Below are 16002 nucleotides of genomic sequence, written 5' to 3'. Positions count from 1 at the left end.
GGTGTTTCGGATCAGAGCTAGTGCGAGCCGGGGTCGGTGATGATCTCGACCATGGCCGGCCCGGGGTGGTCGAGTGCTTCTGCGATCGCGGACGCGATGTCGGCCCGGTCGGTGACACGCCTGCCGTAGGCGCCGCAGTCGCGGGCCAGCGCCGAGAAGTCAGGATTCAGCAGCGATGTCTGCCAGACCGCGTATTCGGCGCCGCGCTGCTCTTCGCTGATCTTGGCGAGTTCGCCGTTGTTGAGCAGGATGTGGGTGATGTTCATGGCGTACTTGACCGCCGTGGTGATCTCGGCGAGGTACTGGCCGAACCCGCCGTCGCCGGTGACCGCGACGATGGGGCGGTCCGGGGCCGCCGCCCAGGCGCCCAGGGCGGCCGGGAAGCCGAATCCGATCGAGCCGAGATAGCCCGACATCAGAACCGCCTGTGCCGTCGGTTCGAAGTATCGTCCGAACGAGTAGGCGTGGTTGCCCACATCGACTGTCATGACGGCGTTCTCAGGCGCCAGTCCGTTGAGTTCGTGGAAGACAGCGGCGGCTGACACCCGTCCGCCGGGCGGCGTCACCGCGACACGTCGACTCTTCTCCGCGCGCCACACCGTCCAGCGTTCGGCGACCTCCGGCCGTTGGTCGACGATCGCCGGGTGCACGCGCAGCCCCTTCGTGATCGCACTGGCGGTCACACCCACATCGCCGAGCACTGGCACTGTCACGGGCCGGAACCGGCCGAGCATCAGGGGATCGGTGTCCACCTGCACCGTCGGCGTGAACGGCGAGATGCCGCTGTGATTTGAGAACGATGCGCCGAACACCAGCAGCAGGTCGGCCTTGTTCATCATCCATGAGGCCACCGGTGTTCCGGACCGCCCCAGCACGCCGCAGGCCAGTGGATGCTTGTCGGAGATCTGTCCTTTGGCTTTGAAGGTGGTCAGGATCGGGGCGTTCAGCCGCTCGGCGAGCGTAACCACCTGTGCCATATCCGCTCTGGCGCCCGCGCCCACCACGATCACCGGGCGGGTGGCTTCCGCGATGCGGTCGAGAGCGTCCGCGAGCGCCTGTGCGGGCGGTCCCACGCGGAGGTCAGGCATCCTCCCGGCGGGGCCCGACGCGGGTTGCTGCGGCGCCGCGAGCACCTGCACTTCGTCAGGCAGCACGAGGTGTCCGACCCCGCGCTCGAGGACGGCATGCTTGATGGCCATCGTCATCAGTTCGGCGTGCTCGGATCCCGATCGCACCATCGCCGAATAGGCCGAGACGTCCGCGAACGCGGCGAGAAGGTCGATGTCCTGGAAAGCGCCCTTGCCGGCAACGGAAGAATCCACGTTGCCCGAGAGGGCCAGCACCGGCGCCCGGTCGGCCTTCGCGTCGTACAGACCCGTCAGCAGGTTGGTCGAACCGGGCCCCGCGATGCCGAAGCACGCTGCGGGTCTGCCGGTGAGCTTGCCGTAGGCCGAGGCCGCGAACGCTGCCGCCCCCTCATGGCGAATGCCGAAATAGCGCAGTGTGCCGTCGGTCTCGGCGCGGTGCATCGCCTCGGCCATACCGAGATTCGAGTGCCCGACCATGCCGAAGACCGTGTCGACACCCCAGGCGGTCATCGTCTCGACCAGCACGTCGCTGACCGTACGAATGTGCGGCCGAGGCGCCGGCGTGCCCACGTAGATCCCGTCCGCACGAACCTCGACGGGGTAGGTGGGCACGTCGAAATCGGGCCCGCCCGCCGCTTCGCCGGTGAACGGGTCGAAGTCGAATCCGTGCCAGGGGCAGCGGATCTTGCCGTTCTCCACGGTGCCCTGGCCCAGCGGACCGCCCTGATGGGGGCAGCGGTTGTCGATCGCGCCGTACTCGCCCCGCAGTTTCGTGAGCGCGACGGACTTGAGTCCGACGGGACAGACCGTGACCTCGCCTTCGTCGAGCGAGTCGGCGCCAGTCGCTTTGTGCCACTGCATTTCTAGGTGGTCTTTACTCACAGCGGCACCACTCCTGCGTAGGGGACTCCGCTGAGGTAGGCGAAGTCGCGGTCGAACGTGATGAGATCGTCGAGGCCGAAGTCGGCGAGACGCCGGTGTCCGCACGCCCTGGCAAGGACTGTCATGAGCTCGACGGTGGAGTGCAGAAACCGTTGCAGGCGTTGCGCGGCAAGCTCCACGGGCAGTCGATCGCGTAGGTGGGGTTGTTGAGTGGCGATGCCCACCGGACAGGCGTTGGTGTTGCACGCGCGCATGCCGACGCATCCGATGGCCTGCAACGCCGAGTTCGAGAGTCCGATGGCGTCTGCGCCCAGCGCGAGTGCCTTGACCATGTCTGCCGCGGTGCGTATCCCGCCCGTGACAGCCAGGGTGACGTGGTCGGCCGCGGACGCGGTCAGATGCCGCCGCGCTCTTGCCAGTGCCGGGATTGTGGGCACAGAGATGTTGTCGCGGAACAGCGTTGGCGCGGCCCCGGTGCCCCCGCCACGGCCGTCGAGGATGATGTAGTCGACACCGATTTCCAGCGCAGCATCGATATCGCGTTCGATCCGCTGGGCGCTCATCTTGTATCCCACAGGGATTCCTCCGGACACCTCGCGAACCTCGGCGGTGAAGTCACGGAACTGGTCGAGCGAGGTCCAATCGGGAAACCGGGCGGGGGAGATGGCGGCCGAACCCTCCGGCAGGCCCCGCACTGTGGCGATCTTCCCGGTCACCTTGCTTCCCGGTAGATGGCCGCCGGTGCCGGTCTTGGCGCCCTGGCCGCCCTTGAAGTGGAACGCCTGGACCTTGTGCAGGTGCTCGAAGCTCCACCCGAAGCGGGCCGAGGCGAGCTCGTAGAGATACCGCGAATTGTGCTGTTGTTCGTCGGGAAGCATGCCGCCCTCACCGGAACATATGCCGGTGCCGGCCATCCGCGCCCCCGCGGACAGGGCGACCTTGGCCTCCTCCGAAAGCGCGCCGAAGCTCATGTCGCTGACGAACAGTGGAATGTCCAGCACCAGCGGCCGTTGGGCTGCCGGCCCGATCACGGTCGCGGTGGCAACCGGCTCGTCCTCCAACAGCGGTAGCCGTGCCAGTTGCCCGGTCACCAATTGAATGGACTCCCACTTGGGTAGCTGATCTCTGGGCACGCCCATGGCCGCCATCGGTCCGTGGTGGCCGACCCTGTCCAGGCCGTGCGCGGCAAGCTCATGGATCTCCGTGACGAACGGTTCGTCGGGGGAGTCGGCCGGCGTGATCCAGCGGCCCTGATAGCCGTCATCCTCGTGTCCCGACGGATGATCCCGGCTGAACTGCGCCACGGCCGACCCGTCAAGGTAGACAACCCCGTCCGCCACCCTCGCGGGGAACTTGCCGAGTATCACCGCCGGGTTCACGGGCGACACGCCCGTCTCGGAGTCGAACCGCCAGCCGTGCACCCCGCACACGATCAGGTCGCCCTCGACTCGTCCGTCACCCAGCAGGGCACCTCGATGCGGGCACCGTCCGTGAAAGGCCGTCACGCTCTCACCGCGGCGAACGAGGATCAGGTCCACGTCGGCGACCGAGACGGCATACGGTCGGTCGGAGACCAGGTCGTCGAACGACGCCACCCGGACCTCGTCGGTCATCGCGACGAGACTTTGTGCGTCCAACGATCGGGATCGCTTTCAAGGGCGGACCGATCCCAGTTCATCAGCTCGGCTGCCGCGCCGTAGGTGAACTCAAGGAAGTCCATCACCGTCGCGTCCGGGTCTTCCGCTTGGCGGGCGGTCTCGTACGGCAACAGGTACTGCCGCAGACCGGTGTCGTAGAAGGCGCCTTCCGGAAGGCCTGCGGCGTCGGCAAATCCGGCCGGTTCCGGATAGGCGTAGGAGTAGAACGCCCCCTCGGCGCCCCCGCCGGGCCAGAACCCGCAGCTGCTCAGTTCGTGCGAGTACCCCTCCTCCATCACCCAGTCGCCGCAGTTCGGCACGCCGCCGGGATGCCGGGGAGCGAGGCGACCCGAGAACCGCGTGCATGCCAGGTCGAAAGAACCCCAGAAGAAGTGCACGGGACTGACTTTGCCGATGAATCGGCTACGGAAACGGCCGATCACGCGGTCGGCTTGGATCAGTTGCCGCCAGAATGCGTTGGCCGCGGCGGGGTCGTAGCCGGTGTGCGTGTCCTCGGCGAACGGGATGGCGGGGTGTACTTCGTTGGGGCCGGGCGAGATTTGCGCCTCGATGCCGAGGCCGTCGAGTGTTTGCAGCACCGTGTCGTGGAAGCCCGCCACCGACGCGTCCCGCAGATCGACGCCTGCGGTGCCTCCGTCACTGACTCGCACCTGGAGCGCATGGTCGACGAAGTCGAACTCCATGTCGAACGAGCGTGTGCCCACAGGGATCGCCGACGTCGTCAGCCCTCGGGGCGACACGTAGAGCGGAACCTGCCACCAGTGATTGAGGAGGGGCGCGTGCACCATTCGCACCTTGCCGACGATCTGGCTCCACATGTGCAGTGACCTTCGGGTCGGTTCCCAGTCGTTGACGAGCAGTGCCGGCCAGCCCTCACTCCTGTGGGCGTCGGTCATTCGAACCTCCTGTTGATTGGTGATCGGCGTACCCGCGGTCGGTGGCGAGGGCAGCCAGTAGGACGCGCAGCCGGGACCGACCGCGGTGGATGCGTGACATGACGGTTCCCATTGGCGCGCAGGTGATAGCGCTGATCTCCTTGTAGGAGAGGCCCTCGACGTCGGCGTAGTACACGGCCATCCGGAAATCGACGGGCAACGCGTCCAGTGCGTTCCTGACGTCTTCGTGGGGCAACAACTCCAACACCTCCACCTCCGCGGAGCGCAGGGCTGGGGGTGAGCGCTCGGCACAGCCCACCGGCCAGTCGGAGTTCGTGGCGATGGGCACCTCGGCGGGGCGACGCATCCGCTTCCGGTAACCGCTGATGTGGGCATTGGTCTGGATGCGAAAGAGCCATCCCTTGAGGTTCGTTCCTTCCTGGAAGGTGTGGAAGTTTGCGTAGGCCAGCGCCATGGTTTCCTGAACCAGGTCTTCGGCATCGGCGCGCTGCAACGTCATCCGGACGGCCCCACCGAGAAGCGTGTCGAGCAGCGGGATCACGTCACGTTCGAACCGCGCTGCCATCTCGATGTCGGTTTCGTCTGGCCTGATCATGGCTGTCCGTTTGCAGAGGCGAGGCGCTCCTGCAACGCGACCACTGCCTGCATCGGCCGCAGGTGGATTGCCATCGAGGCGACCTTCCCCTCGGCATTGATGCCGATCAGATCGATGCCGTCGAGTTCCGTGGTGCCGATCCTGATACTCGTCGCGACCGCGAAACATCCGTCACCGGCGATGATGCGGGTGACGGTGAACTCGTCGAAGGCGTCGAGGTTCCGGGAGACTACTTTCGCGACTTGCTCGCGGCCGATGACAGGCTCCACGTCGATCGGGCTCTCAAGGATCACGTACTCGGCGAGTCGTATTGCTGCGCTCGCGGCATCTCGTGCTTGTAGAGCCGTCAGGAACGCCGATAGTTCTGCCGGAATCTCGTCCACAGCGAGAAGTTTCGCAGCGCCGACTGCACCTTCGCGTCGGTGAAAGTCCCTTACCGCGGATCCCGTGTGGTCACCGCACGCCCCCGAACACGATCTCGAGAACGCCGTCGACGTATTCCGGTTCGAGGGGCATCGCATGGATCAGCCGGTACTCGACGACCCCGTACAGCAGATCGCGCATCGTCTTCCAATCGGCGTCGGCGCGCATCTCCCCGCGCTCCTGCGCCAACGCGACCCGGGCGCCGAAGTCCTCGATGTTGGGTTCGATGATCTGATGGAACAGCGCGCGCAGGAGGTCTGCGTCGGACTGGCCGGCAGCGATCAGACACCGATACGCCGGCCCGAATCCGGTGGTCGTGATCAGTTGGAGAATCGCGGTCAGCTGGGTCCTGATGTCGGCGACGATGTCGCCGGTGTCGGCGAGAGTGACGACGGTACTGAGGCTTTCGGTCGCAGCTTCGAGTATGACCGCGCCTTTGGAAGGCCACCAGCGGTAGATCGTCTGCTTGCTCACGCCTGCCCGCCTGGCGATTGCTTCGATCGAGATCTGGTCGTACCCGAGCTCGCCGATCATCGAGACTGACGCGTCCAGGATCGCTCGACGCGATTGCTCGTTGCGGTTGGCAGGCATGGCCTAACCGTAGGCCACGATGCCCACGCATCGATGCAATACGGTCCGGTCCGTATTGACGTCGAGGGGACCATCTCGTATCGTTTCGGTGACCGGCGCGGCGCTGCCGGCCCACAGCTCGGATCACACTGATCAGCGCGTATTGGCGTCGCCTCGAAGGAGGAAGCCAACCCGTGTCCGTCGAATTGGTCGATACTCGAAAAGCGCTGTCCGCCAAACAAGGTCATGTTGCCGACGCGGTACGCCGAAGCCGAGAGGTCCTCGGATGACGATCGTGGAGCAGCCGCCGGTACGGCCGGAAGCAGCGCGACTGCTGGGCCGGGATGCGGAACGCGACGCGATCGATCGGCTTCTGGCCGAAACGTCGGCGGGTCGTAGCGGGGTGCTCGTGGTGCGCGGCGAAGCGGGCATCGGGAAGTCTGCGCTGCTCCAGCATGCCCGCGACAGCGCACTTTCCTCGGGGATCCGGGCGGAATCCGTGGTCGGAGTGGAGGCTGAGACGCAGTTCGCCTTCGCCGGCTTGCACCAGCTGTGCGCGCCGATGCTCGATCCTGCCGAGACGCTACCCGACCCTCAGCGCACCGCACTCGACGTCGCATTGGGCCGACAAGCCGGCCCCGCTCCGGATCGATTTCTCGTCGGCCTTGCCGTTCTCAACCTGCTCGCGGAGCAGGGGCCCATGCTGTGTCTCGTCGACGACGCACAGTGGCTGGATCTGGCGTCCGCGCAAGTTCTCGCATTCGTCGCGCGGCGGGTGCAGGCCGAACGGCTGATACTGATCTTCGCGGTGCGAGACCCCCATGAAGACAGCCCAGAACCGCTGGCGGGGTTGCCCGAGTTGCACCTGCACGGGCTACGGGACGCCGATGCTCGCGCGTTGCTGAGCACCGCCGTGAGTGCACCGCTCGACGAGGGGGTTCGTGATCGCATCATCGCCGAGGCACGCGGAAACCCGTTGGCACTGTTGGAGCTTCCCACCAGTGTGCAGTTAGCCGGCGGCTTCGGACTGCCCGGTGCCGTGAGCGTGCCGCGCCAGATCGAGGACAACTTCCAACGGCGCTCCAACAGCCTCCCGGCGCAGACCCGTGAGCTGTTGTTGGTGGCCGCGTCCGAGCCGACCGGCGATGCGGCGCTGCTGTGGCGCGCAGCCGACCTCCTGGGGATCGAGCGCGAGGCAGCGGCGCCCGCGGAAAGCGCTGGGCTGCTTGAGATCGACACCCGAGTCCGGTTTCGCCATCCGCTGGTGCGTTCGGCGGTCTACCGTGCCGCCGCGGCACCGGAGCACCGTCGGGTGCACTGCGCCCTGGCTGCCGCCACCGACGCGCGCACCGACCCGGATCGGCGTGCGTGGCACCGCGCGCAGTCGGTGTTGGGTACCGACGAAGACGCCGCCGCGGACCTGGAGCGTTCGGCTGACCGGGCGTTGGCCCGCGGTGGGTTCTGCGCCGCGGCCGCTTTTCTCCGGCGCGCGACCGAGCTGACGCCCGACCCCGCTCGCCGGGCCAGACGTGCACTGGACGCCGCCAATGCCGAGCACAGTGCCGGCGCGCCCGAGGTTGCGCTTGCGCTGCTGGAGAGCGTGGACGAGGTGCGACTCGACGCGCTGCACCGCGCCCGGCTGGCGCTGCTTCGAGCACAGATCGCCTTTCACCTCACGCAGGGCGGCGAGGTGCCGAGGATGCTGTTGGGCGCCGCTCAGATGTTGGCACCCCTGGATCCCTCGCTCGCTCGGCAGACCTACCTTCAGGCGTTCGACGCGGCGACCATCACCGGGGGTTCGGGTGACGAAGCCGGCCTGTCGGAGATTGCCGAAGCGGTGCGTGCCGCACCGGCGCCGACTGGTGCGCCAGGCCCGGCGGATCTTCTGCTCAGCGGGTTGGTCGCCGTGCACACCAAAGGATTCGAGTCGGGTGTGCCGATCCTCAGAGGGGCTCTGGAGGCGTTCCGTGAGCAGGCGTTCACCGTCGACGTGGTCCGGACCGCCGATGCGGGCACCTGGCTGTCGCTGGCCGCACGGACCTCGCTGGCACTGTTCGAGGACGAACTGGCGATCGTGCTGGCCGACCGCAACGTGCAGCAAGCACGCGAAGCAGGCGCTTTGGCGACGCTCCCCACCGCGCTGATCGTCTCGGCGTTCACGCGGATCTACACCGGCGAACTTCCGCACGCCGCCGAGCTTGCGGACGAGGCTGCTGCGATCTCGCAAGTGTCCGGCGCGAAGCCTCTGAATTACGCCCATACATACTTGAATGCTTGGCGCGGTATCGACGCGGACACCGCAGCGCCAGAACACTCGCGGGGCATCGAAGCCACGGTGTCCCTGTGCGCGATGGCCGTGCTGCACAACGGCCGCGGCAACTATCCCAAGGCGCAGGAGGCCGCTCTGCGCGCGGCGGAGTCTTACGAACCGGGAATCAGGGGGCTGGCGCTTCACGAGCTCATCGAGGCGGCTACCCGCGCCGGCGACCTCGAATCCGCTTCGTGCGCAATGGAAGAGCTCGATGTCAGAGCTCAGGCCAGTGGCACGGAATGGGCGCTGGGCGTCGCTGCGCGCTCGCGAGCGCTGACCAGTACCGGAGCGAAAGCAGAAGAGCTCTACCGCGAAGCGATCGAGCGGCTGCGGAAGTGCCGGATGGAGGTCTTCCTCGCCCGCACACACCTCGTCTTCGGGGAGTGGCTACGCCGCGAAGGTCGCCGAGGTGACGCACGCGAGGAACTCCGAACCGCCCATACGCGCCTGTCCGACATGGGCGCGGAGCCGTTCGCAATCCGCGCCGCCCGCGAGCTGGGCGCCACCGGCGAGCACGCACGCAAGCGGACCACCCACCCCGGCGACACGCTGACCGCGCAGGAGCAGACCATCGCGCGACTCGTCGCGACCGGGGCGACCTCCCGCGAGGTCGGGGAACAGCTGTTTCTGAGCCCCCGCACGATTGAAGCGCACTTGCGCAACATCTTTCGGAAGCTGGGCATCACATCGCGCCGCCAGCTCAGAGAGCTCCGCCTGCCCTGATCTCCTCGCCGCCGGGGGCTGCGCCCCGCAGGCCTTCACCCGCGCGTCGCCGGAATGCCGTCTCGCGGCAACCCCGGACGCTGACACTATGGTGCGGTGCCCCACGTCAACCGTCGCACGGTCCTCAAAGGAGCAGTCGGGCTCACGGCCCTGCCGCTTCTCGGGTGCTCACCGCAGATCCGTACCCCGATCCCGCCCGATCCGTTCACCCTGGGCGTGGCCTCCGGTGAGCCCGCCGCCGACGGCATGGTGCTGTGGACCCGGCTCGCGCCCGACCCGTTGGCCGACGATGGGCTCGGTGGGATGCCGTCGCGTGCGGTCGACGTCGAGTGGGAAGTCGCTGACGACGAGGCCTTCACCCGCATCGCGCAGCGAGGTGTTGTCACGGCGACGCCCGAAGCCGCGCACAGTGTGCACGTCGAACTTTCAGGCCTGAACCCCGGAGCCGAATACTTCTACCGGTTCCGCGCCGGGGACGACATCTCCCCGGCGGGTCGCACCCGCACCGCGCCCGGTGCGACGTCGATGGCCCCGATGACGATGTGCTTTGCGTCCTGCTCGCATTTCGAGCAGGGCTGGTTCACCGCGTATCGTCATCTGGCACAGGAGGATCCGGATCTGATCCTCCACCTCGGCGACTACCAGTACGAGTACGGTCCGCGTGATGGGGGCGTCCGGGCGCACCTGGGGCCCGAGACCGTCACACTCGCCAACTATCGCCAGCGGTACGCGCAGTACAAGACCGATCCCGATCTGCAGGCGGCGCATGCCGCAGCGCCGTGGCTGGTGGTCTTCGATGACCATGAGCTGGACAACAATTGGGCCGACGAGATCCCGGAGAAGTCTGAGCCCGACTTTCGCCGGCGTCGCGCGGCCGCGCTGCAGGCGTACTACGAGAACATGCCGCTGAGGTCGTCGGCACTTCCGCGCGGCATCGACATGCAGCTCTTCCGTCGTGTCGGCTGGGGGCAGCTGGCGACGTTCCACATGCTCGACACCCGGCAGTACCGCACCGACCAACCCTGCGACGACAAGTTCCGTGCCGACTGCGTCGGACGTTTCGACCCGTCGGCCACCCTTACCGGCGCCGATCAGGAACAGTGGTTGCTCAACGGTTTTCGCGAATCACGAACGCAGTGGGACCTCCTCGGCCAGCAGGTGTTCTTCGCGGGCGTCGAGCTGGTCGAAGGGCCCGCAACGGGCATCAATCCCGATGCGTGGGACGGCTACGTCGCCAACCGGGACCGGATCGTCGCGGGCCTTGTCGACTCGCCGGTGCGCAATGCCGTGGTGCTGACCGGGGACGTGCACTCCCATTGGGCCGCTGAGATCAGCCGGCGTCCGGGAGGGCCCTCGATTGCCACCGAACTGGTGACGACGTCGATCTCGTCGGGCGGTGACGGCTCCGACGGCCGACCCGACACCGACGCCATCTTGCCCGAGAACCCGCACGTGAAGTACTTCAGCAACCGCCGCGGCTATGTCCGCACCCGCATCACACCGGAGCAGGTGACGGCCGACTTCCGGACCGTCCCGTACGTCACCCGCCCCGGCGCGCCCGTACAGACGGGCACGTCGTTCGTGATCCCCGACGGCGTCCCCCAGCTCACCTAGCCCTGCCGAGACTGAATCTGCGCAGCGAAAGTTCGAGTAGGGGCCTGCGCGGATTCAGTCTCGGCGCGCGAGGCAGCCTAGTCGACCACCAGGTCGTCGGTCGTCCACTCCTGTTGCGGCAGGACGTCTTTGAGTACGCGCAGCAGCGCCGGGTTGGTCGAATCCCCCCGCCACACCGCGTCGAGCTCGACGGGCCGCTCGCGGAACGCGCCGATCGTCCGGAACGTGACACCCTCGGGGTGCAGGGTCGCCGCGGACGCGGGCACCAGTGCGATCCCGATGCCGGAGCGCACGAGGACCAGCATGGTGTGTACCTGCGTCACGTACTGCACATAGCGCGGTGTGGCGCCGGCGATGGTGAACGTCGAGATCAGCAGCTCGTTGAAGTAGCGGGCCTGAACCGGCGAATACATGATGACGTCCTGGCCGTCGAGGTCGGTCAGCGTCAGCTGCCGGGACATGTCGGCCAGCGGATGCCCGACGGGCAGCGCGGCGACCAGCTGCTCGTGCAGCAGCGGCCGCGACACCAGTCCTGGCCGTTTCAGTGGGGGGCGCGCCATACCCAGGTCCAGCTCGCCGGTCATCAGCCCTTCGATCTGCGCGGCGGTCACCATCTCGCGCAGGTCGAGCTTCACGTCAGGCAAACGCTCGCGCATACGCTCCAGCAGCCGGGGCAGCACGGCGTGCGCCGATGCCGCGGTGAAGCCGACGACGACGGTGCCGAGGTCGCCGGCGGGGATGCGTTTGACGGTCTGCGCGGCGCCCTCGGCAAGCTGCAGGATGCGCCGTGCGTCCGGCAGGAACGCCGCGCCTGCGGGGGTCAGCGTGACGGTCCTGGTGGTGCGGTCGATGAGCTGCACCCCGAGTTCGTTCTCCAGCTGCTGCACCTGACGCGACAGCGGCGGCTGGGTCATGTGGAGACGCTCGGCGGCCCGTCCGAAGTGCAGTTCTTCGGCGACGGCGACGAAGCAGGACAGCCTCGCCAGCGAAAACACGATGCACTCCTCGTATCGAAACCCGCCCGATGCACTGCGGGTCGGCATCAGCTTAGGCCGGTCGACGGGTGTGGTGCGAGGAAATCCGGATCAGGCGGCTCGTCGGCGCACGCTCATCGGCAGCCCGTCGGCAGGCGTCGGCCCGGTGCCCCAGGTCATGCGCGGGGTGTATCCCGCCGGCACGGACCACTCGAAGCGCCGCAGGATCTGATGCATCGTCGCCTTGACCGTCATGTCCGCGAACTGCTGTCCGATGCACTTGTGCGCGCCTCCGCCGAACGGCGCGAACACGTAGCGGCTGACGGAGTCGAAGGCACGTGCGTCGGTGAACCGGCCGGGGTCGAACCGATCCGGATCCTTCCACCAGTCGGGGAGCCGCATCGACGCGTAGACGTTGATCGCGACCTGGCTCTTCCGGGGGATGTAGTGACCGGCCACGTCGGTGTCCTTGACGGTCTGGCGGAACAGCGTGCCGGCAGGCGCGTACATCCGCAGGATCTCCTTGAAGGCCGCGTCGAGCAGCGGGTAGTCCTCGAGATCGGCGAGCTGTGGCGCATCGTTGGGTCGTGCGAGCGCCTCATCACGTAACGCGTTCTGCCAGTCGATGTTTCGGCCCAGTTCGTAGGCGAGCATCGAGAGCGCGATCGCGCTCGTGTCGTGGGCGGCCATCAGCAGGAAGATCATGTGGTTGACGATGTCCTGATCGCTGAACCTCAGCCCGTCGTCGTCGCGGCTGCGGCACAGCATCGAGAACAGGTCGGCGCCGTCGCTGGCGCGGCGGTCGGGAAGCTGCCTGCGGAAGTACTCCTCGAGACGTTCGCGCGCCCGCAGCCCTCTGGCCCACGTCCCGCCGGGCACGTCGGCGCGCACGATGGCCTGGCCCCCTCGTACCGTGGCGTCGAAATCGGCGGACAGCTGGTCGGATTCGGGTCCGAGGTGTGCGCCGACGAACACCTCGGTGGCCTGGTCGAGGAGCAGGTGCTTGATGGCGTCGTAGAACGGGATCGTCTGTGTTGCGGGCCAGGAGGTCAGCATGCGGTCGATGCTCGGTTGCATGAGTTCGAGATAACCGGACAACGCGGTGCGGGTGAACGCCTGCTGCATGATGCGGCGATGGTCGCGATGCTCGTCGAAGTCGAGCAGCATGATGCCCCGATGGAAGAACGGTCCGATGACCGGCGCCCACCCACGCGTGCTGGAGAACGCCTTGTCCTTGTTGATCCAGACCGTCTCCAGCGCTTCCGGTCCCATCAGTGTGACCATGCGGAAGCCGACGCCGCCCGCCCACGACACCGGCCCGTACCGCCGATACCGGCGCCGTGCGAAGTCGAGCGGTTCGACGATCGAGCTCATGATGTGCCCGAGGAACGGGATGCCGTAATCGCCCATCACGGGCTTGAGTCCGGATCCCGGCGGCGGGGTGGCCAAGGGTTGCACCACTGTGGGGTATCGGGCGCTCAGCGTTGCGCCGAACGCCTGCAGCTGGTGCTTGGCGATCACTGTCCGATCCGGTCCAGGTAGCCGCGTCTGCTTTCCGCATCGAAGTGGCCCGGCGGTTGCCGCAGTGTCGCGAGATGTTTGAGGCGTTGCAGCAGCGGTTCCGGGGTCACCTCCTCCACCACTCCGAACGCCGCGAGCCACCGCGGCACGGTGATCTCGCGACGGGGATGCTCGGCGGTGTCGACGATCGCCGTGGCCACCTCGTCCGGCTCCCGGGTGGGCAGCAGCGCGAGGCTCACGCCCGCAGTGAGCTCGGTGTGCACCGCGGTGGGCATGACAGTGCTGATCGTCACTGCGCTGCCGGCGATTTCGGCACGTACCGACCGCGACAACGCTGCGACCGCGTACTTGGTCGCGCTGTAGACCGACATCCCTGGCGTGGTCACCTTGGCCGCCATCGAGGAGATGTTGACGATGTGGCCGTGGTCGCGCTCCAGCATTCCGGGCAGGAACGTGTGCATCCCGTTGATCGGACCGATCAGATTGACCGCGACTTCCCGGTGGTACACGTCGAGGCGCTGCTCGGCGAACGGGCCCATCACCTGAATCCCGGCGTTGTTCACCAGCATCGCCGGTGGACCATGGACGCTGGCGGCGGCATGGAAGGCGGCGAAGCTCCCGGGATCGCAGACATCGAGTTGTGCTGCGTGGGCGCCGATCTCGGTGGCCGCTCGTTCCGCTTCGGCCAGGTCGAGATCGCCGATCCATACGATGGCGCCCCGGCGGACGAGTTCTGCGGCGGTCGCCTTGCCGATCCCGCGTGCACCCCCCGTGACACACGCGACCGCACCGTCGAGGCGAATCACGCTGTCGCGCCGCGCTCGTCGCTGAACTCGCGCAGTGCGAAGTAGGCGATCAGGCGCACCTCGCCGTCGGGCATCGTCAGCAGCGCGCGGCCCAGATACAGGCCCGGGATGAGCTCCACGACCTCGTCGCGGGTGCGCTTGATCGGGAAGGTCCGCACGCTGGGGTTGCCGTACTTCTCGGGCGAATAGTCCAGGGCCCGCACCTTGATGTAGGGATGGATGGCTGCGGTGTCGATGCAGTGATCGAATCCGAAACCCATCGTTTCCGAGCCCGCCGTGCGCAGTCCGCGGTAGTGCGGGGCGACGGCGCGCAGGGTGTATTTACCCAGTGGGCTGAGGCGGTTGAAGCCCGTGCCCGACCGGATGTCGAACGTCTTGCCCCGCCAGGTGGGGTCGATTTTCATCAGGGGATTGGCGAGGTATGCCTCGGGAATCCCGAACAGGTTGCCGACGATCAGGCCTTCCATCGCTCCGTTCGGTCCGTCGGGGGCGGTTCCCCGGGCGAACAGCTCGGCGAGCTGGTCGCGTCTGGCCCTGTCACCGAGGTCTCGCAGGTAATCCCAGGCCAGCCGGCGGGCGAGCGCAGGGGCGGTCTCGGCCATCTCACGCAACTCACCGAGAACCGTCGCGGACTTCATGACGGATCGTGGATTCGACTCGACACTGGCGCTCATATGACCTCCTGTTTGGTACGAAACTGTCCCACATATCTGGTACAGAACCGTCCCAAAAGCACGCGGGTATGTCAAGGGGGTTGGCGGATCGGTCGGTGAGGGTGCGAATATCGATCAATGCACGCCACGCCGCAACGCAGTTACGGTGGGCAGTCCGCCGAGGCCCGCCGCGAGCGCAGACGCTCAGCGCTGCTCGACGCCGCGATCGAGGCCATGGTTGCCAACGAATGGCGCAGCGTCACCGTCGAGAAGCTCTGTGCTGCAGCGGGATTGAACAAGCGGTACTTCTACGAGAGTTTCGCCGGCCTCGATGAGGTCGGTGCCGCCGTCGTCGACGACATCGCCGACGAGGTGCGCGCGGCCACGACGGCGGCGCTCGCGCAGGCCGGCAGCGCAGACGTCGCAGGGCAGGCGGCCGCGGCGGTCGACGCGCTCGTGCGCACACTGGTGGCCGACCCCCGGCGGGCCCGCGTACTCCTCGGCGGCGTGACGAGTTCACCTGTGCTGCAGCAGCATCGCAGTGCGGTCATGGTCGGACTGACGGGCGTGCTGATGGCGCATGCCCGCACCATCCACGACGTCGAGCTCGAACGCGACCCGCTGGCCCAGGTGGCGCCGGCATTCCTGATCGGCGGCACCGCGGACGCGATCCTGGCATTCGTCGACGGGAGGGCGACGATGTCGGTCGACGACCTGATCGCCAGTCTGACGGCGTTGTGGCTGATCACCGGAAACGGTGCCGCCGAGGTGGCCCGGCTGAGGCTGGGCGACGAGCTCAGCTGAGTTTGATCGCCGCGATCTTGAGCCGGTCGGCGGCATCGGTCCATTCCGCCACGGTGGGCAGCCGGTCGTCGCGGAACGTCATGCCCATCTGGCGCTGCGCCTTCTTCGCGCCGTAGGACGTCGCGATTCGTTCGCAGAGCTCGGCGACGGTCGGCTTGTCGGTGATGAGCTCACCGCGCATCGTGCGCGTCTTTCCCCGGTATGACACCTGCGCGTCGGCGCCACCGCGGAAGTTGTGCTTCCACTGCGCTTCGAGGACGACGTAGAGGGCTCCGTCGAGATGGTGGGCACTGACAGGGGTCGAATACTTCTTGCCGGACTTGCGGCCGGTGAAGCTGACGAGCATGAAGTCGCCGATGAGCCCGCCAAGCGGGGTCTTCAGCAGAACCTTCAAGGTGGGGTTGACCACCGACAGCATGGCGTCAGGTGGATGTGCGGCGTCGACGGCCGGCTGATCGGTCATGGGTCAACCGTAGGACCCCGG

14 protein-coding genes are annotated in these 16002 nt (G+C 67.3%); 3 read left to right on the top strand and 11 right to left on the bottom strand.

What is annotated here, in order from left to right:
- Positions 1 to 17: 17 nt before the first annotated feature.
- The 6 genes from ACAG24_RS09650 to ACAG24_RS09625 all read right to left on the bottom strand — a co-directional run bounded on the left by ACAG24_RS09650 (position 18) and on the right by ACAG24_RS09625 (position 6133).
- A complete protein-coding gene (locus ACAG24_RS09650) occupies positions 18 to 1970 on the bottom strand; it encodes a thiamine pyrophosphate-dependent enzyme (RefSeq protein WP_370472053.1) in 1953 nt (650 codons plus the stop codon).
- Positions 1967 to 3583: a glutamate synthase-related protein gene (locus ACAG24_RS09645; protein WP_370472054.1), complete on the bottom strand. Its 1617-nt coding sequence runs from the start codon at positions 3581 to 3583 to the stop codon at positions 1967 to 1969. Before ACAG24_RS09645 ends, ACAG24_RS09650 begins: the two co-directional genes overlap by 4 nt.
- Positions 3580 to 4524 (bottom strand): DUF5996 family protein, encoded by a 945-nt coding sequence (locus ACAG24_RS09640; protein WP_370472055.1) that lies wholly within the window; start codon positions 4522 to 4524, stop codon positions 3580 to 3582. Before ACAG24_RS09640 ends, ACAG24_RS09645 begins: the two co-directional genes overlap by 4 nt.
- Positions 4502 to 5119, bottom strand: a complete 618-nt coding sequence (locus tag ACAG24_RS09635; protein WP_370472056.1) for a sigma-70 family RNA polymerase sigma factor — start codon at positions 5117 to 5119, stop codon at positions 4502 to 4504. The genes ACAG24_RS09640 and ACAG24_RS09635 overlap by 23 nt, the downstream gene beginning before the upstream one ends.
- The gene (locus tag ACAG24_RS09630; protein WP_370472057.1) at positions 5116 to 5502 is read right to left on the bottom strand and encodes a hypothetical protein; all 387 of its coding nucleotides are present in this window, start codon (positions 5500 to 5502) and stop codon (positions 5116 to 5118) included. Before ACAG24_RS09630 ends, ACAG24_RS09635 begins: the two co-directional genes overlap by 4 nt.
- A gap of 70 nt (positions 5503 to 5572) precedes the next feature.
- A complete protein-coding gene (locus ACAG24_RS09625; protein ID WP_370472058.1) occupies positions 5573 to 6133 on the bottom strand; it encodes a TetR/AcrR family transcriptional regulator in 561 nt (186 codons plus the stop codon).
- 265 nt (positions 6134 to 6398) lie between these two features.
- On the opposite strand from ACAG24_RS09625, the gene ACAG24_RS09620 reads away from it, so the two are divergent.
- The gene (locus tag ACAG24_RS09620; RefSeq protein ID WP_370472059.1) at positions 6399 to 9146 is read left to right on the top strand and encodes an ATP-binding protein; all 2748 of its coding nucleotides are present in this window, start codon (positions 6399 to 6401) and stop codon (positions 9144 to 9146) included.
- A 96-nt stretch (positions 9147 to 9242) separates the two neighbouring features.
- The gene (locus ACAG24_RS09615; protein WP_370472060.1) at positions 9243 to 10760 is read left to right on the top strand and encodes an alkaline phosphatase D family protein; all 1518 of its coding nucleotides are present in this window, start codon (positions 9243 to 9245) and stop codon (positions 10758 to 10760) included.
- A 77-nt stretch (positions 10761 to 10837) separates the two neighbouring features.
- Here ACAG24_RS09615 and ACAG24_RS09610 read toward each other — a convergent pair whose 3' ends face one another.
- The 4 genes from ACAG24_RS09610 to ACAG24_RS09595 all read right to left on the bottom strand — a co-directional run bounded on the left by ACAG24_RS09610 (position 10838) and on the right by ACAG24_RS09595 (position 14735).
- The gene (locus tag ACAG24_RS09610) at positions 10838 to 11755 is read right to left on the bottom strand and encodes a LysR substrate-binding domain-containing protein (RefSeq protein WP_370472061.1); all 918 of its coding nucleotides are present in this window, start codon (positions 11753 to 11755) and stop codon (positions 10838 to 10840) included.
- Positions 11756 to 11845: 90 nt separating this feature from the next.
- Entirely contained in the window at positions 11846 to 13255 is a 1410-nt protein-coding gene (locus ACAG24_RS09605; RefSeq protein WP_370472062.1) for a cytochrome P450, read from the bottom strand.
- Positions 13252 to 14061: an SDR family NAD(P)-dependent oxidoreductase gene (locus ACAG24_RS09600; RefSeq protein WP_370472063.1), complete on the bottom strand. Its 810-nt coding sequence runs from the start codon at positions 14059 to 14061 to the stop codon at positions 13252 to 13254. The genes ACAG24_RS09605 and ACAG24_RS09600 overlap by 4 nt, the downstream gene beginning before the upstream one ends.
- Positions 14058 to 14735, bottom strand: coding sequence for a hypothetical protein (locus ACAG24_RS09595; protein WP_370472064.1), 678 nt, complete (start codon positions 14733 to 14735; stop codon positions 14058 to 14060). The genes ACAG24_RS09600 and ACAG24_RS09595 overlap by 4 nt, the downstream gene beginning before the upstream one ends.
- Positions 14736 to 14852: 117 nt before the next feature.
- Here ACAG24_RS09595 and ACAG24_RS09590 point away from each other — a divergent pair, with 117 nt between their 5' ends.
- Positions 14853 to 15518, top strand: coding sequence for a TetR/AcrR family transcriptional regulator (locus ACAG24_RS09590; protein WP_370472065.1), 666 nt, complete (start codon positions 14853 to 14855; stop codon positions 15516 to 15518).
- Here ACAG24_RS09590 and ACAG24_RS09585 read toward each other — a convergent pair.
- Positions 15511 to 15981 carry a nitroreductase/quinone reductase family protein gene (locus ACAG24_RS09585; RefSeq protein WP_370472066.1) on the bottom strand — a complete coding sequence of 157 codons (471 nt, stop codon included), beginning with the start codon at positions 15979 to 15981 and terminating at the stop codon, positions 15511 to 15513. The genes ACAG24_RS09590 and ACAG24_RS09585 overlap by 8 nt on opposite strands.
- Positions 15982 to 16002 lie beyond the last annotated feature (21 nt).

Source organism: Mycobacterium bulgaricum (assembly GCF_041287165.2).
In the GTDB taxonomy this organism is placed as follows: Bacteria; Actinomycetota; Actinomycetes; order Mycobacteriales; family Mycobacteriaceae; genus Mycobacterium; species Mycobacterium bulgaricum.
The sequence above is the reverse complement of the archived record's forward strand: the minus strand, read 5'-3'. Positions and strand labels throughout refer to the sequence as shown.

Excerpts from the sequence above, each read along its gene's own strand:
- ACAG24_RS09625 (WP_370472058.1), bottom strand. The coding sequence starts at position 6,133 with ATGCCTGCCAACCGCAACGAGCAATCGCGTCGAGCGATCCTGGACGCG.
- ACAG24_RS09590 (WP_370472065.1), top strand. The coding sequence starts at position 14,853 with ATGCACGCCACGCCGCAACGCAGTTACGGTGGGCAGTCCGCCGAGGCC.
- ACAG24_RS09620 (WP_370472059.1), top strand. The coding sequence starts at position 6,399 with ATGACGATCGTGGAGCAGCCGCCGGTACGGCCGGAAGCAGCGCGACTG.
- ACAG24_RS09645 (WP_370472054.1), bottom strand. The coding sequence starts at position 3,583 with ATGACCGACGAGGTCCGGGTGGCGTCGTTCGACGACCTGGTCTCCGAC.
- ACAG24_RS09635 (WP_370472056.1), bottom strand. The coding sequence starts at position 5,119 with ATGATCAGGCCAGACGAAACCGACATCGAGATGGCAGCGCGGTTCGAA.
- ACAG24_RS09595 (WP_370472064.1), bottom strand. The coding sequence starts at position 14,735 with ATGAGCGCCAGTGTCGAGTCGAATCCACGATCCGTCATGAAGTCCGCG.
- ACAG24_RS09640 (WP_370472055.1), bottom strand. The coding sequence starts at position 4,524 with ATGACCGACGCCCACAGGAGTGAGGGCTGGCCGGCACTGCTCGTCAAC.
- ACAG24_RS09585 (WP_370472066.1), bottom strand. The coding sequence starts at position 15,981 with ATGACCGATCAGCCGGCCGTCGACGCCGCACATCCACCTGACGCCATG.